Consider the following 15,107-nt stretch of genomic DNA (forward strand, 5'->3'; position numbering starts at 1 on the left):
AATCCGGAATCTCGAGATTCCGGGTCTGGTCCTTCGGACCATCCCGGAATGACGAAAGGTTAGAGCAATGGTAGAATTCGCACTTCCGAAGAACTCCAAGATCACCGGCGGCAAGACCTGGCCGAAGCCCGCGGGCGCGACCGAGCTTCGCGAGTTTCGTGTCTATCGCTGGAATCCGGACGACGGCAAGAATCCGAGCGTCGACACCTATTACGTCGACACCAACGATTGCGGTCCGATGGTGCTGGACGGCCTGATCTGGATCAAGAACCACATCGACCCGTCGCTGACCTTCCGCCGCTCCTGCCGCGAAGGCGTCTGCGGCTCCTGCGCCATGAACATCGACGGCCAGAACACGCTGGCCTGCACCCGCTCGATGCACGACGTCAAGGACGGCGCGGTGAAGGTCAATCCGCTGCCGCACCAGCCGGTGGTGAAGGACCTCGTCCCCGACCTCACCAATTTCTACGCGCAGTACGCCTCGGTCGAGCCGTGGCTGAAGACGACCTCGCCGACGCCGCAGAAGGAATGGCGCCAGAGCCACGAGGACCGCGAGAAGCTCGACGGCCTCTACGAATGCATCCTCTGCGCCTGCTGCTCGACCTCGTGCCCGAGCTATTGGTGGAACAGCGAACGCTATCTCGGCCCCGCCGCGCTGCTCCAGGCCAACCGCTGGGTGTCCGATTCGCGGGACGAGGCGACCGGCGAGCGGCTCGACAATCTCGAGGATCCGTTCCGGCTCTACCGCTGCCACACCATCATGAACTGCGCCAAGGCCTGTCCGAAGGGACTCAATCCCGCCGAAGCCATCGCGGAGCTCAAGCTCAAGATGGTCGAGCGCCAGGTCTGACAGGCCGTGTTGCGTGACACCCGCCGGGTGTCACGCGGTGTCTTGTCACGCAGTGCCCTGCCGAGCATCGCGCTTGTTGAAGGATCGGGCTTGCGCACTTGGCTTCGAAATCCCGGGCTCGGCCGCCCGGCGCAATTGCCGGTCGGTGACGCGTAGCTTGATCTCGTCTGAAGCGAGCGCGGCGAGACTGGCGAGGATCTGCTTCTGGATGTCGTCGAGCGTGCGCGGCCTCGTGTCGATCACGCAGAGTGATCCGAGCGTGAAGCCATCGGGATCCACCACCGGGCAGCCCGCGTAGAACCGAAACCCAAGTTCTCCCGACACGGCCGGATTCTCGGTGAAGCGCGGATCGGTCGCGAGGTTCTCCGCGACCATGATGTCTTTCTCCAGAATGGTGTAATTGCAGAACGCCCAGCCGCGGGGCGTATCGGCCATGTCGAGCCCGTAGCGCGACTTGAACCATTGCCGGGTCGGGGTGAGCAGCGTCAGCAGTGCGACGGGAGCGTCGAGGCTATGCGCGGCCAACCAGGTCAGGCGATCAAAGGCGTCCTCCGGCGGCGTGTCGACCAGGCCGGAGCGTTCGAGCGCCACGAGGCGCTGGCCCTCATTGGCCGGAAACGGAAAGGATGGCGGCGTGTCGAACGGGACGGGAGGCTCCACGGCGCCCCGAATCGCCGCCTCGACCGCCTCCGGTAACGCTTCCAATCCATCGATGAAACGCGTCATTCCCATATCTGCCGAAGAGTGGCCGACAACGAGAAGCTGGGTGGCTCCAAGGGCCGGATCAGATCGCAAGCTCTCCAGCAGAGCCAACCTGCCGGCGTCCGATGGCTCGGCTTCGATGACAATCGCCGACGGCAGCCGGGAGCCGATCCCGAGCAGCGCAGCATAGACGTCGGTATAGCGCTCGACGACGCAGTATTTGACCTTCGCAAGCGCCCTTGCGTAGTCGGCGATGCGTTCCGGACGTGCAATCACGATCACCCGCGCGGAAGCCGTCATCGGCTGAGCGAGGCCGGTGATCTGCGCAAGGACGTCGCGGCGGTAGACGCGCCGATGACCGCCCGGAGTTTTCCAAGAGGGGATTGTCCCGCCTTCGATCAGAAGCTGCGCCGTGCGGATCGAGACCCCCAAAATCTTGGCAGCCTCTGCCGTCGTCAGGATGTCCTTGTCCATCGCGCCCATCTCTGCCCTCGGCCGTTTGCCGGCCGGGCCTGTCCCCTCCTCACAATGTCGTGCTTCCGGCTCCGTTGACAAGGAGGTATTCCTGCTATTTTGATAAATTTGATGATACTGATAGATTTGATAAATCTGATAGGTTGGCTGCGGGCTCTCTGGCAGATGCGCCGCGCCCACCCTCCCCTCAGAAGGAGCAAGCGATGGCCTGACAGCCCAAGCCCCCATCCGCCCCACAAAGCCGGGAAATCGCCCTCGCACGACCCAACCCGTGCCTCGGCCAAACCCGGGCGTCAGCTGCAGGACAGGCGCGATCCATGACCGCCTTCCCCAGCTGACAAACTGACCCTCTTTCCTTCCTCACCCGCGTCGCCCGGAAGCTCCCTTTCGGCCGCGCGCAACTGCCTGGAGTGACCTCATGAAAGACGTCCTGCCGTCCGACCTTCCCGAGTTTGCCGACCGCGCTGCTGCCAACCAGCGCCAGCTCAATCAGACTCTGCGCCGCAGTTACGACTTCATCGTCTGCGGCGCCGGCAGCTCGGGCTCGGTGGTCGCCGGCCGCCTCGCCGAAAATCCGTCCGTCGCTGTGCTGCTGATCGAAGCCGGGGGCAGCGATGAGGTGCCGACCGTCATGGACCCGGCGTCGTGGCCCGGCAACCTCGGCAGCGCGACCGATTGGGGTTTTGTCGCCGAGCCAAATCCGCATCTGAACGGGCGCGCCCTTCCGATGTCGATGGGCAAGGTCGTCGGCGGCGGTTCGAGCATCAACGTGATGCTGTGGGCGCGCGGTCACCGCAGCGACTGGGATTTCTTCGCCGAGCAAAGCGGCGACGAGAGCTGGGGTTACGATTCGGTCTCAAAGATTTTTCGGGAGATCGAGAACTGGCAGGGCACGCCCGATCCGCGTCATCGCGGCACCGGCGGCCCGGTCTTCGTGCAGCCGTCGCCCGATCCTGGGCCGGCCGCGTTGGCGATGCTGGACGCGGCGAAGGAGATCGGCATTCCGACGTTCGAAAGCCCCAACGGCGAGATGATGGAAGGCGATGGCGGCTGCGCCATCACTGACATTCTCGTCCGCAATGGCAGGCGCAACTCCATCTTCCGGGCCTATACCTATCCTTTTCTCGATCGACCGAATCTCACGCTGCTGACGGGAACGCAGGTCTCTCGCATCCTGATCGAGCACGGCAGGGCCGTCGGCATCGAAGCGATCCGTGACGGGCGCGCCTTGCGGATCGGCGCCGCGCGGGAAGTCGTGCTCGCGCTCGGAGCGATCCAGACGCCGGCGGTGCTGATGCGCTCCGGCGTCGGCGACGAGAACGAGCTCCGAGCATTTGATATACCCGTGGTCCAGCACCTGCCGGGGGTCGGCCAGAATCTGCAGGATCACGTCTCGTTCGGATGCATTTGGGAGTATCGCGAGCCGATCGCGCCGCGCAACACCGGCAATGCGGCGACGTTGTACTGGAAATCCCACGCCGCGCTCGAATCTCCGGACCTTCTGTTCTGCCAGGTCGAGTTTCCGGTGCCGAGCCCCGAGACGGCAGCCGGGGCGCCTGCTCATGGCTGGACGATGTTTGCAGGCCTCGCTTTGCCGAAGAGCCGAGGCCGGGTCAGGCTCCGGAACGCCGAACCCCTTGCAGCACCGCGCATCGAAGCCAACATGCTGTCGCATCCTGACGATTTGAAGACGGCGATCGCCTGTGTGGACCTCTGCCGTTCGCTCGGTAATACGAGAGCGTTCGAGCCATTGGTGGCACGCGAGTCGATGCCCGGCCCTCTTGATGCCACCGAGATGGAGCGTTTCGTGCGCGACTCCGCGGTGACTTATTGGCACCAGACATGCTCGGCGAAGATGGGGCGCGACGCGATGTCGGTGGTCGACGGCACGCTCAGGGTTTACGGCGTCGACCGGCTCCGCATTGCCGACGGCTCGGTGATGCCGCGGATCACCACGGGCAACACGATGGCGCCGTGCGTCATCATCGGAGAGAAAGCGGCCCGGTCATTGCGCGAGGCGCACGCGATCTGACCACCTGGCCCGGCAGTGGGATGGTTCCGGGTGTAGCTCCACATCCTCGCGCAAATCTGCAGCCCCTCGATCGAACAGGCGAGGGGCTGCAGCCCTCAGCGAGCCTCGACTTCAGTTCCCGTCATTGTGCTGCCGGCGAGATGGACAGTCCACCCAAGGACATTGGAGCTGAATGACACACACAACATCGGTGAAAATTTGAGCAGAATCCCCATCACCTCAGTTGCACGAGAATTGATGATATTGCAACCAGTGGTTATTGTCATAAGCTGCTTCCTTCCGGGGACCAAGTTCAGCTAAGTTTCCGTCAGGGACGGAGCGACTGTGCAGAGGGCGCAACGCAACTCGCTGAGGCTGTTGCAGTGGATGATGGCGGCATCCCTGGCGCTGCCGGTTGCGCTGTTCGTGATCGCGGCCAGCATCTCCTACGGCTCGACCAGGGACATCGCCGACCGGGAGATCGAGCGCACGCTCGACGTCGCGCATGAGCACGCACTCAAGGTGTTCGAGACCATCGATCGCAGCCTGGCCGAGCTCAACGAGGTGGTCCGCGGCCTGTCCGACGACACCATCCGTGCGCGCGAGCCGGCGCTGCACCGCCGCCTGAAGCGGCTGACCGACGCGCTGCCGCAGCTGAAATCGGCATGGATCTTCGACGCGGACGGGAAGGCGCTGGTCAACAGCCTCGTCTCGCCGCCGCCGGAGCTGAGCTTCGCCGACCGCGACTATTTCTACGCCCATGTCGACCAGGCCATCGGCACGTTCATCGGCGCGGCGCTGACGCCGCGTCCGCCCTATCAGGGCGCGCGCTTCTTTGGGGTGAGCCGCCGCCGCGATTCCGACGACGGCCGTTTCATCGGGGTGATCCAGGCCTCGGTCCTCCCCGAATATTTCGAGAGCTTCTACGCCCGCCTCGGATCGGATCCCGGCATCTTCTTCGCGATGGGCCGCACCGACGGCGCGATGCTCACGCATGTCCCGCGGCTCGACCGCGACGTCAGGCTCGATCCGAGCGGACCGGTCGGTCGGGAGATCGCGGCGCGCCCCGAGCACGGCCTCATCACCATTGCCTGGCCGTCCGACGGGATCGAGCGTCGGATCGGCTACCGGCGCGTCGCGGAATACCCGATCTATGTCAGCGCCGGGCTCGAGACCTCGGCGATCCGCGCGCGCTGGCTGGCCACGATCGGCCAGCATCTGGTGTTCGGCCTTCCCGCCACCGCGCTGCTGTTTCTGCTGCTGGCGCTGGCGTTGCGGCGCACCCAGCAAATTCAGGCCGAAGCCGCCAAGCGGCGCGAGGCCGAGGAGGCGCTCAAGCACAGCCAGCGCCTGGAGGCGCTCGGACAGCTCACCGGCGGCGTCGCGCACGATTTCAACAATCTGCTGACGGTGATCCGCGCCTCCGTCGACCTCCTCAACCGGCCGCAGCTGACGGAGGAGCGGCGCCAGCGCTACATCACGGCCATTGCGGACGCGGTGGCCCGCGCGGCCAAGCTGACCTCGCAGCTGCTCGCCTTTGCGCGGCGTCAGACCCTGAAGCCGGAGGTGTTCGACGTCGGCGAACGGATGCAGTCACTGCGCGACATGCTGGCGCCCCTGCTGGGACCGGCCATCGAGATCGCCATGCGCCTGCCCACCGAGCCCTGCCTCGTCCGTGCCGATGCCGGCCAGTTCGAGACGGCGCTGATCAACATGGCAACCAACGCGCGCGACGCCATGCAAGGCAAGGGCAGGATCACCTTCAAGGTCGAGCCAACGACCACCGTTCCGGACACACTGACCGGCCAGAACTTGGGCAGCCAGAATTTGGGCAGCCAGAATTTGGGCAGCCAGAGCTCGGCCAACCATGGCTTCGTCAGCGTGACCGTCAGCGACACCGGCATCGGCATTCCTGCCGCCCGATTGGGGCGCATCTTCGAGCCGTTCTTCACCACCAAGCAGGTCGGCCACGGCACCGGCCTTGGCCTGTCCCAGGTGTTCGGCTTCGCCCGGCAATCCGGCGGCGAGGTGACGGTCACCAGCGACGTGGGACACGGCAGCACCTTCTCGCTCTATCTACCGCGCGTACCGCCCGAGCTGCTGCCGCAGCGGCAGGCGCCCAACACGGCGCCGGCGGTGGCAGGCAACGGCATGTCGGTGCTGGTGGTCGAGGACAATATCGAGCTTGCCAATTTCGCCGCCGATGGCCTCACCGAGCTCGGCTACAGCATCACGCTGGTCGACAATGCAACCGATGCGCTCGCGGAGCTCGTTCTGGATGCGGACCGCTTCGACGTCGTGTTCTCGGACGTGGTGATGCCCGGAATGACCGGGCTCGATCTGGCGCAGGCCATCTGCGACCGCGGCATCGACGTTCCGGTCGTACTGACCACGGGCTACAGCCAGGCTCTGTCGCAAGAGGGCGCGGCCGGCTTCGATCTGGTGCAGAAGCCCTATTCGATCGAGGAATTGTCGCGCGTTCTGCATCGCGCGGCCCGGATCCGGCGCGTCAGGGACGGTGCCGCCGAATAAGCGCCCTGCGGAACCGGAGGGAACCCGCGAGTTCCCTTGGCGTTGTCGGCCTATGCACAAGCCCGCCGCGAAACGCGAACAGGACAAGCCGCCGATCGTTGGCATCAAGGGCGAGAACGGCGACGAGGTCGAACCGCCGCCGCCGGAGCTGCTCGAGCCTGATCCGGAGCTCTCGCCCGAGGAGGCCGAGCAGGTCCGCAAGGATTACCTGCTGGCGCGGTTCTGGATCAGCGCGCGCGGCTTCTGGGGACGCAACGGCGATCGCCTCGCCTGGCCGTTCTCGATCGGCCTCGGCCTCCTGATCGTCCTCACCGTCGGCTTTCAGTACGGCATCAATGTCTGGAACCGCGCGATCTTCGATGCGATCGAGAAGCGCGATGCGGGATCGGTCTTCCATCTCACCGCGGTGTTCTTTCCGCTCGCGATCGGCAGCATCGTGCTCGGCGTCGCGCAGGTGTTCGCGCGGATGGGCATCCAGCGGCGCTGGCGGGCCTGGCTGACGGCGAGCGTGCTGACGCGGTGGCTCGCCAACGGACGCTACTACCAGCTCAACCTGGTCAGCGGCGATCACCAAAACCCCGAATACCGGATCGCGGAAGATCTGCGCATCGCGACCGACTCCCCGGTCGATTTCCTCGCCGGCGTCACCTCGGCGCTGCTGTCGGCGGCGACCTTCATCGTCGTGCTCTGGACCATCGGCGGCGCGCTCACCGTCACGCTCGGCGGCACGAGCATCACCATTCCGGGCTTCCTCGTGATCGCCGCGATGCTCTATGCCGCAATTGCCTCGAGCTCCATCCTGGTGATCGGCCGCCGCTTCGTGCAGGTGTCCGAGGACAAGAACCAGGCCGAAGCCGATTTCCGGTACACGCTGACGCGCGTGCGCGAGAACGGCGAGAGCATCGCGCTGCTCGGCGGCGAGGAGGAGGAGCGCGACGGCATCGACCGCAACTTCACCAGCGTGATCCGGCAATGGGCGCGGCTCGCGGGTCAGCATATGCGCACCACGCTGGTGTCGCAGGGCTCGAGCCTCGTTGCGCCCGTGGTCCCTCTCCTGCTCTGCGCGCCGAAATTTCTCGACGGCAGCATGACGCTGGGGCAGGTGATGCAGGCGGCCTCCGCCTTCACCATCGTGCAGAGTGCGTTCGGCTGGCTGGTCGACAATTATCCGCGCCTCGCCGACTGGAACGCCTGCGCGCGCCGCATCGCCTCGCTGATGATGTCGCTCGACGGCCTCGAGCGCGCCGAGCAGGGCGATGGTCTCGGCCGCATCAAGCGCGGCGAGACGCGCAACGACGCCATGCTGGAGATGAAGGATCTCTCGGTCACGCTCGATGACGGCACCGCGGTGGTCGGCGAGACCGAAGTGGTGATCGAGCCCGGCGAGCGGCTGCTGGTGGCCGGCGAATCCGGCACCGGCAAGAGCACGCTGGTGCGTGCCATCGCAGGCCTCTGGCCCTGGGGCGGCGGCAGCGTGAATTTCCATCCCGACCGGCGGCTGTTCATGCTGCCGCAGCGGCCTTACGTGCCGTCGGGATCGCTGCGCCGCGCCGTCGCCTATCCCGGCGCCGCCGATCACTGGACCGTGGACGAGATCGGCGACGCCCTGCACAAGGTCGGGCTGGATCATCTCAAGGAGAAGATCGAGGAGGAAGGTCCCTGGGACCAGACGCTGTCGGGCGGCGAGAAGCAGCGCCTCGCCTTCGCGCGGCTCCTGCTGCACAACCCCGACATCGTCGTGCTCGACGAGGCGACCTCGGCGCTCGACGAAAAGAGCCAGGACAAGATGATGAAGATGGTCACCGATGAGCTGCCGAAGGCGACCATCGTCAGCGTCGCGCATCGCGCCGAGCTGGAAGCCTTCCACAGCCGCAAGATCGTGCTGGAGCGGCGCAAGGGCGGCGCCAAGCTCGTCAGCGACATCGCCCTGATCCCGCGCAAGGGCAAGCGCCGGCTGCTCGGCCGATTCCTGCGGCAGCGCAAGGCGCCGAAGAAGGCGGCGTAGCACACTTTCTCCGTCATCCCGGACAAGCGCACCACAAGCGCGCGCAGATCCGGAATCCATACCCACAGGGAGAAATTTGGCGAAGACTCGGAGTGGGCATCTCGCGTCAAACTGCTCCCTGGGGCTATGGGTCTCCGCCTTCGCGGGCACGACACCGAAGTTGCGGCCCGCATCGAGCGTTGGAGTCCTCCGCAAAACCGGCTATGCATGCGCCGCCTGCAATGAGGATCTGCTGCTTGACGCCCGACAATGCCCCTTCGTCCGCGCCGTTCGGCGCGTTTGCGCCGAACGCAGCGCAGGCCGCGATCATCCGCCTCGCGACGCAATCGGGGCTGAAGCGCGGCGCATTCCGGCCGTGGATGTCGCGGCTGGTCAACCTGCTGCGGAGCGGCCCCGTCGACGTGCAATATCAGGGCGCCTCGTTCCGGCTCTATCACCAGGGCAGCGCGACCGAGCGCGGCGCCCTGTTCAATCCCGATTACAATCTCGACGAGCTCGATTTCCTGCGCCAGCACACCCCTTTGGGTGGCACCTTCGTCGACGTCGGCGCCAATGTCGGCACGTTTGCATTGGTGATGGCGCGGCAGGTCGGCAGCACGGGCAAAGTGATCGCGATCGAGCCGCATCCGCTGACGTTTGGACGGCTCTCCTTCAACCAAGCCGCATCCAAAGCTGCGCAGGTGCGCCTGGTGCAGGCCGCGGCCGGCGACAGCGACGGCGAGCTGATGATCGAGAGCGGCGGCGGCAATCTCGGCGCCACCCACGTCGTCACCGGCACCGCCGGCACTGAGGCGATCAAGGTGCCGTCGCTGCGGCTGACGCGCATCCTCGGCGAGGCCGGCGTCACCCAGATCGATTCGCTCAAGATCGACGTCGAGGGTTTTGAAGACCGCGTGCTGATCGGCTTCTTCCGCGACGCGCCGCCGTCGCTGTGGCCGCGCGCGGTGGTGATCGAGCACCTGTCGCAAGACGAATGGCAGCAGGATTGTATCGCCGACATGGTCGCTCGCGGCTTTGCGATCGTGCGCAAGACACGAAGCAATACATTCCTGTCACGCTGACGAGAAACGAACAACGGAGCTAGCGATGATCGACCATTTGGGTTTTTCCGTCTCCGACTACGAGCGCGCGAAGGCGTTCTACACCAAGGCGCTGGCGCCGCTCGGCTACGGCCTGATCATGGAAGTGACGGCCGAGCAGACCGGGCACGCTGCGGCCGCGGGTTTCGGCGCCGACGGCAAGCCGGATTTCTGGTTCGGCGCGGAAGGCGCCATGAACAAGCCCGTGCATATCGCCATTCGTGCTGGAGATCGCGCCACGGTCGACGCGTTCTACAAGGCGGCGATCGCGGCCGGCGGACGCGACAATGGCCCGCCCGGCATCCGCCCGCACTACCACCCGAGCTATTATGGCGCCTTCGTGCTCGACCCTGACGGCCACAATATCGAGGCGGTCTGCCACGCGCCGGAATAGCCAGGTTCCTGCCGGAACCTCGCATCTCGCGGGCCGTTATCGTTGCTTGCAACAAGGAGCACGACATGGCCAACGACAATGACCGCGACGTCGATCGCGCCTGGGATCTGATGAAGAAGATCGGGTTTGCGATGCTGGTGACGCGCGACGGCGACAAGCTGCGCGCGCGACCGATGAGCGCTTATCTCGACCGCGAGGCGAACACGATTTTCTTCCTCACCGACGCACGTCGCCACAAGGACGAGGAGATCGCGCGCAATCCCTCGATCAACCTGTCGTTCGCGGATGCCGGCAGTCAGAAATATGTCTCGCTGACCGGTACGGCCGTCGTCTCCAACGATCGTGCGAAGATCAAGGAGCTGTTCTCGACGCCGGCGAAAGCATGGTGGGACAGTGCCGAGGACCCCAACATCCGCGTGCTCAAGGTGACGCCTGATGACGCCGAGTTCTGGGATTCGCCGGGCACTATGATCTCCTATGTGAAGATGGCTGCGGCGGTGGTGACGAACACGCGGCCCGACATCGGAGAGAACCGCAAGGTCACGATGTGATGCCGATCGAGCCGCCCGAGATTCCACCCTCGACACCGGGCACGCCGACCGAGCCGCCGCCGGGAATTCCGCCCGGCAATCCGGAGCCCGAAATCGCGCCGCCGGTGCGCGAGCCCGGCGAATCCCCGCGGCCCGACGAATTGCCCGGCCGCATGCCTGAAGAGATTCCATCGCGCGGGCCGAACGGCCCGCTCACGCCCAATCCTGCGACGGATGCAAGTTCACCGCAGGATCGCGCATGAGGCGGCATTGCATGTGTGGCGATTGCAACCTGCGTCTGAATGCGCAATGAACGTCATCATAATGAGTCGATTTCCGTGCAGAAATAAATCGGGCCGCGACCGCTTCGCCCGCCACAATCCGGCCTAACGCGTAGCCGTTCATCAAACACACTTCGTCAAAGAACCTTCCGGGGAAGTTCGCCACCATGACCAATCTTCGTTTCGTGCTGCTTGCGACGACGGCTCTGACCGCGATGCAATTCGCAAGCTCTGCATCGCAAGCGCAAAGTGCGCCGCCGCTCGTGCTCGCGCAGGCCCAGCCGCAAGACACGGGCCCTGACGGAAAACCGAAGCAGCCGCCGAAGGGACCGCCAGCAGCGGCACCGCCTGCCGCGCCCCCGCGGCCCGCCGCACCGCCGCCCGCGGCTGCACCTCCGCCCGCTCCACCGCCGCCCGCGGTCGCTCCGCCGCGCCCGGCCGCGCCACCACCGCCTCCCCCGCCACCTGCTGCCCGCCCGGCCCCGCCGCCGCCACCTGCCCCGCCGCCTGCAGCCCGCCCGGCCCCCCCGCCGCCGCCACCGCCTGCTGCCGCACCGAAACAGCCGTCGCCACCCCCGGCCGCGGCTCCGCAGCAGCATGCCCCGACACCGCCGCCTGCGGCACGCCCGACTCCCCCGCCGCCACCGCCGCCTGCTGCCGCACCGAAACAGCCGTCGCCGCCCCCGGCTGCGGCGCCCACGCCTCCGGCGCCGTCCGGCGCGCGCCCCGCTCCGACGCCCCCGGCTCCGCCTCCCGCGGCAGCTCCTCAGGGCCGTCCTGCGCCGGCACCTACGGCGACGCCTTCGCCCGCGCCGGCAGCGCCGGCGGCACGACCGGGAGCGCCGGCGCCGACCGCCACACCCGCACCGACTGCGACACCCGCGCCGACGACAACACCGGCGCCGACCGCAACGCCGACGCCGGGCAGCACGCCTGGCGCGGCGCCGGCTGGCCGCCCCGGCACGCCGCCGCCCGGTCGTCCCGGCGCGCCTCCGCCGGCAGGATCACCGGCTCCCGGTGCCACGCCCACGCCGACAGCGACGCCTTCTCCTGGTGCTACGCCGACGCCCCCGCCCGGGCGCCCGGGTGCAGCCCCGACACCTGCGCCCGGCGCGACCCCGGCACCGACTGCGACGCCGACCCCCGGCCAACAAGGCGCAACACCTCCTGCTGGTGCGCCGGCCGCCGGAACTCCGTCCGCAGCGCCGCAGGCTGGCACCCTGCCGCGGCCGCCGGCACCTCCCGCCGGCGCCGCAGCACCGACGGTCGTCCCCGGCACGCCGGCCGCTGCCCCGCCGCCCGACAGGGCGCAGTACAGACCGCCGACGGTTGCGCCGGCTTTCCGGGCCGCCCCGACGGTCGCCGCGCCCTTGCCGCCGCCGCCGCGTCCGCCGCAGCGTGACCTGACGCCGCTCGCGATCGGTGCAGGCGTGGTAGCCGGCGCCGTGATCGGCGCCACCATCGCCGACCTCCACAACCAGCGGCGCGAGACCATCGAAGGCGGCCGCACCGTCTACACCGAGCCGGACCGCATCATCATCCGCGATCCGGGCGGCCAGGCCTATGTCCGCGGCAACGATCTCTATCGCTTCCGCTATGGCGCACGCGACATCCGCACCGACACGGTCGGCGGCGAAACCCGCACGGTCGTGATTCGTCCTGACGGCAGCCAGATCATCACCATTGTCGGCGCCGATGGCCGGCTGATGCGGCGCATCCGCAGGGATCCCCGCGGACACGAGCTCATCATCATCGACAACACCTACCGCGATCCGCGGGCGGTCGGCGGCTTCTATGTCGACGTGCCTCCGCCGGTCGTGAACATCCCCTACGATCGCTACATCGTCGATGCCCAGGAAGCGTCGCCGGACGTCATCTACCAGACCATGGTGGCGCCGCCGGTGCAGCGGATCGATCGGCGTTATTCGCTCGACGAGATCCGCTACAGCCCCAATGTTCGCATGCAGATGCCGAGCATCGACGTCAACACGATCATCTTCGAGACGGGATCGTGGACCATCCCGCCGGACCAGGCGGCCCGGCTACAGGTGATCGCCGACGGCCTCAACCAGGCGATCCAGCGCAATCCGCGCGAGGTCTTCCTGATCGAGGGCCACACCGACGCGGTCGGCAACGAAGTCGACAATCTGTCATTGTCGGACCGTCGTGCGCAAGCCGCGGCCGAACTGCTGACGCAGCAGTTCGGGGTGCCCGCCGAGAACCTGACGTCGCAGGGCTACGGCGAGCAGTACCTGAAGGAGCAGACGCAGGGGCCGAGCGCGATCAACCGTCGCGTCACGATCCGCAACATCACGCCGCTGCTCAACGGCGGCCAGGCCTCGCTGCCGCCGCCCCCGCCCGGCACCGCGCCGCCGCGCTGAGGCGAGACCACGAACGCAAATGGCCGGGAGCGATCCCGGCCATTTCATTTTGCATGTATTACGCACTCATCGCCTCTGGCGGCAGGCAGGCCTCGCAAACGGCCGCAACGTGCCGGTGATCGGTGCCGCAGCAGCCGCCGAGAATCCGCATCTGCGGAAACGCGCGCCTGAGCGAGAGGTAACGGCGGCCGAGATCGACAGGATCGCCGCTGTCGAGGGTCTCCGACTCGTCGAGCTCGGCATGGCTCTTGGCCGACGCATTGGCCCTGATGCCGTGAATGCGCTGGACCCACGATTCGCCGGCCGCGAGCGCAGCCTCGAAATGGGTCGGGTGCGCGCAATTGATCAGGAAGTATTCGCAGGCACGTTCGGTTGCGTCGTCGACCGCTTCGATCGCCTCGCGCAACGACTCTCCCCTGACGAGGCGGCCATCGGTCTCGACCGTGAAGGAGATCGCGACCGGAATGTCTTGCCTCCTGGCTGCACGCACGACTCCGACGGCTTCGTTGATGCTGTTCAGCGTGAACGCAGTCACCATGTCGGCGCCCGCCTCGGTGAAGGCTGCAATCTGGCCCGAGTGGTAGGCTTCCGCCTCTGCCGCGTCCATGTTGCCGGCCTTGTAGCCGTCACCTCGCGGACCGATCGCGCCACTGATGACGCACGGCGTGCCGGGGAACTCCCAAGCTCCGCGCAATTCGTCGAGGAAGCGGATGGCGCGCATGTTGATGGCATCCAAACCGGCCGCGTCATAGCCGAGCTTGGCACCCCAATCCGGGTTGGCGCGCCAGGTCGGAGTGTCGAGCACGAAGCCGAGCCCATGCTGCCGCGCGATACGGAGATAGGCTTCGTAATAGCGTTTCAAATGCGCGCGGCCATCCGCGCTGTCGAGCAGCACGAAGGCCGCGAAGTGCGGCAGCTCCAGCCCCTCGTGAAAGATCAGGGTGGTTTCCATGCCGCCGTCGGTCAGGAAAATGCCGCCGCGGTGCTGCGGCAAACCATGTCTGTATCGGGCCATTGATCGCTCCATCATTGGACGGGCGGCTCTCGTCATTCGGTCGCGCCATGCCCGTCTTCGGTCTCGGCTTGTGGTGCCGCATAATGTCGCGTCGCTCTAGAAGCCCCGTGGTGCGGCTGAACTTCCATCCGCAAGCGGAGACAAATCAAAGACTTGCATGATCCATTCGGGCTGGTCGTCGGCCATCGGCGGCAAATTCCGCACCGCCGGTACGGTTTTGGAGACATCGATGGGAAAAGGAGAAGCGACGCGCGAGCGCATTCTCGAGATCGCGGAGGCGGCGGTGCTCGCAAAGGGCTTCGGCGCGACCTCGATCGACGAGGTCATCGCCGAGGCTGGGCTGACCAAGAGCGGTTTTTTCTATCACTTCAGGGACAAGAACGCCCTCGCACGGGAGATGCTACGCCGCTACGTGGAGACGAATGATCGCCTGTTCGACGAGATCTTCAGGCGGGGACGCGAGCTCTCCGATGACCCGCTGCAATCGTTCCTGATCTCGCTGAAACTGCTGGCCGAGATCATGGCCGATCTGCCGAACGGCCATCCCGGCTGCCTGATCGCCAGCATCTGCTATCAGGAGCGCCTGTTCGACCGCGAGGTTCGCGACCTGACCGCGCAATCGGTGCGGAGCTGGAACGCGCATTTCCGCGCGATCCTCGACGGCATTGCCGCGGTCTATCCGCCCCGCGAGGCGATCGACCTCGACGATCTCGCCGAGATGATCTCGTGCGTGGTGGATGGTGCGATCATCATGTCGAAGACTCTCAACGATCCGAAGCGGCTGGAGCGGCAGATCCTGCTGTTCCGCAGCTGTGTGAAGCTGGTCTTCACGCCGCCGCCTTCCCCGTGAACC

The 15,107-nt window shown here is 66.5% G+C and carries 12 protein-coding genes; 10 read left to right on the plus strand and 2 right to left on the minus strand.

Annotated features, from left to right (window positions below; genetic code table 11):
* The first annotated feature begins 67 nt into the window (after positions 1–67).
* Complete coding sequence (locus tag K410_RS0102275; RefSeq protein WP_028133333.1) at positions 68–850, plus strand: succinate dehydrogenase iron-sulfur subunit; 783 nt, start codon at positions 68–70, stop codon at positions 848–850.
* Positions 851–895: 45 nt separating this feature from the next.
* Here the strand turns inward: K410_RS0102275 and K410_RS36410 are convergent, their stop codons facing one another.
* Positions 896–2,206, minus strand: a complete 1,311-nt coding sequence (locus K410_RS36410; protein ID WP_245269315.1) for a GAF domain-containing protein — start codon at positions 2,204–2,206, stop codon at positions 896–898.
* 238 nt (positions 2,207–2,444) lie between these two features.
* Here K410_RS36410 and K410_RS0102285 point away from each other — a divergent pair, with 238 nt between their 5' ends.
* The 8 genes from K410_RS0102285 (at position 2,445) to K410_RS37940 (ending at position 13,239) form a co-directional block, all read left to right on the plus strand.
* The gene (locus tag K410_RS0102285) at positions 2,445–4,058 is read left to right on the plus strand and encodes a GMC family oxidoreductase (RefSeq protein ID WP_028133334.1); all 1,614 of its coding nucleotides are present in this window, start codon (positions 2,445–2,447) and stop codon (positions 4,056–4,058) included.
* Positions 4,059–4,382: 324 nt separating this feature from the next.
* Positions 4,383–6,569 carry a hybrid sensor histidine kinase/response regulator gene (locus tag K410_RS0102290; RefSeq protein WP_028133335.1) on the plus strand — a complete coding sequence of 729 codons (2,187 nt, stop codon included), beginning with the start codon at positions 4,383–4,385 and terminating at the stop codon, positions 6,567–6,569.
* A 52-nt stretch (positions 6,570–6,621) separates the two neighbouring features.
* Positions 6,622–8,574: an ABC transporter ATP-binding protein/permease gene (locus K410_RS0102295; RefSeq protein ID WP_028133336.1), complete on the plus strand. Its 1,953-nt coding sequence runs from the start codon at positions 6,622–6,624 to the stop codon at positions 8,572–8,574.
* 236 nt (positions 8,575–8,810) lie between these two features.
* Positions 8,811–9,635: an FkbM family methyltransferase gene (locus K410_RS0102300; protein WP_028133337.1), complete on the plus strand. Its 825-nt coding sequence runs from the start codon at positions 8,811–8,813 to the stop codon at positions 9,633–9,635.
* Positions 9,636–9,660: 25 nt separating this feature from the next.
* The gene (locus tag K410_RS0102305; RefSeq protein WP_028133338.1) at positions 9,661–10,047 is read left to right on the plus strand and encodes a VOC family protein; all 387 of its coding nucleotides are present in this window, start codon (positions 9,661–9,663) and stop codon (positions 10,045–10,047) included.
* A 65-nt stretch (positions 10,048–10,112) separates the two neighbouring features.
* Complete coding sequence (locus K410_RS0102310) at positions 10,113–10,598, plus strand: pyridoxamine 5'-phosphate oxidase family protein (RefSeq protein WP_028133339.1); 486 nt, start codon at positions 10,113–10,115, stop codon at positions 10,596–10,598.
* Positions 10,598–10,840, plus strand: coding sequence for a hypothetical protein (locus K410_RS40935; protein ID WP_028133340.1), 243 nt, complete (start codon positions 10,598–10,600; stop codon positions 10,838–10,840). Before K410_RS0102310 ends, K410_RS40935 begins: the two co-directional genes overlap by 1 nt.
* A gap of 185 nt (positions 10,841–11,025) precedes the next feature.
* Complete coding sequence (locus K410_RS37940) at positions 11,026–13,239, plus strand: OmpA family protein (RefSeq protein ID WP_063831404.1); 2,214 nt, start codon at positions 11,026–11,028, stop codon at positions 13,237–13,239.
* Positions 13,240–13,297: 58 nt separating this feature from the next.
* Here K410_RS37940 and K410_RS0102335 read toward each other — a convergent pair whose 3' ends face one another.
* A complete protein-coding gene (locus K410_RS0102335) occupies positions 13,298–14,254 on the minus strand; it encodes a homocysteine S-methyltransferase family protein (RefSeq protein WP_028133344.1) in 957 nt (318 codons plus the stop codon).
* A 229-nt stretch (positions 14,255–14,483) separates the two neighbouring features.
* On the opposite strand from K410_RS0102335, the gene K410_RS0102340 reads away from it, so the two are divergent.
* The gene (locus K410_RS0102340) at positions 14,484–15,104 is read left to right on the plus strand and encodes a TetR/AcrR family transcriptional regulator (RefSeq protein ID WP_028133345.1); all 621 of its coding nucleotides are present in this window, start codon (positions 14,484–14,486) and stop codon (positions 15,102–15,104) included.
* The last annotated feature ends 3 nt before the right edge of the window (positions 15,105–15,107 follow it).

Source organism: Bradyrhizobium sp. 22, from assembly GCF_000482425.1.
GTDB lineage: Bacteria > Pseudomonadota > Alphaproteobacteria > Rhizobiales > Xanthobacteraceae > Bradyrhizobium > Bradyrhizobium japonicum_B.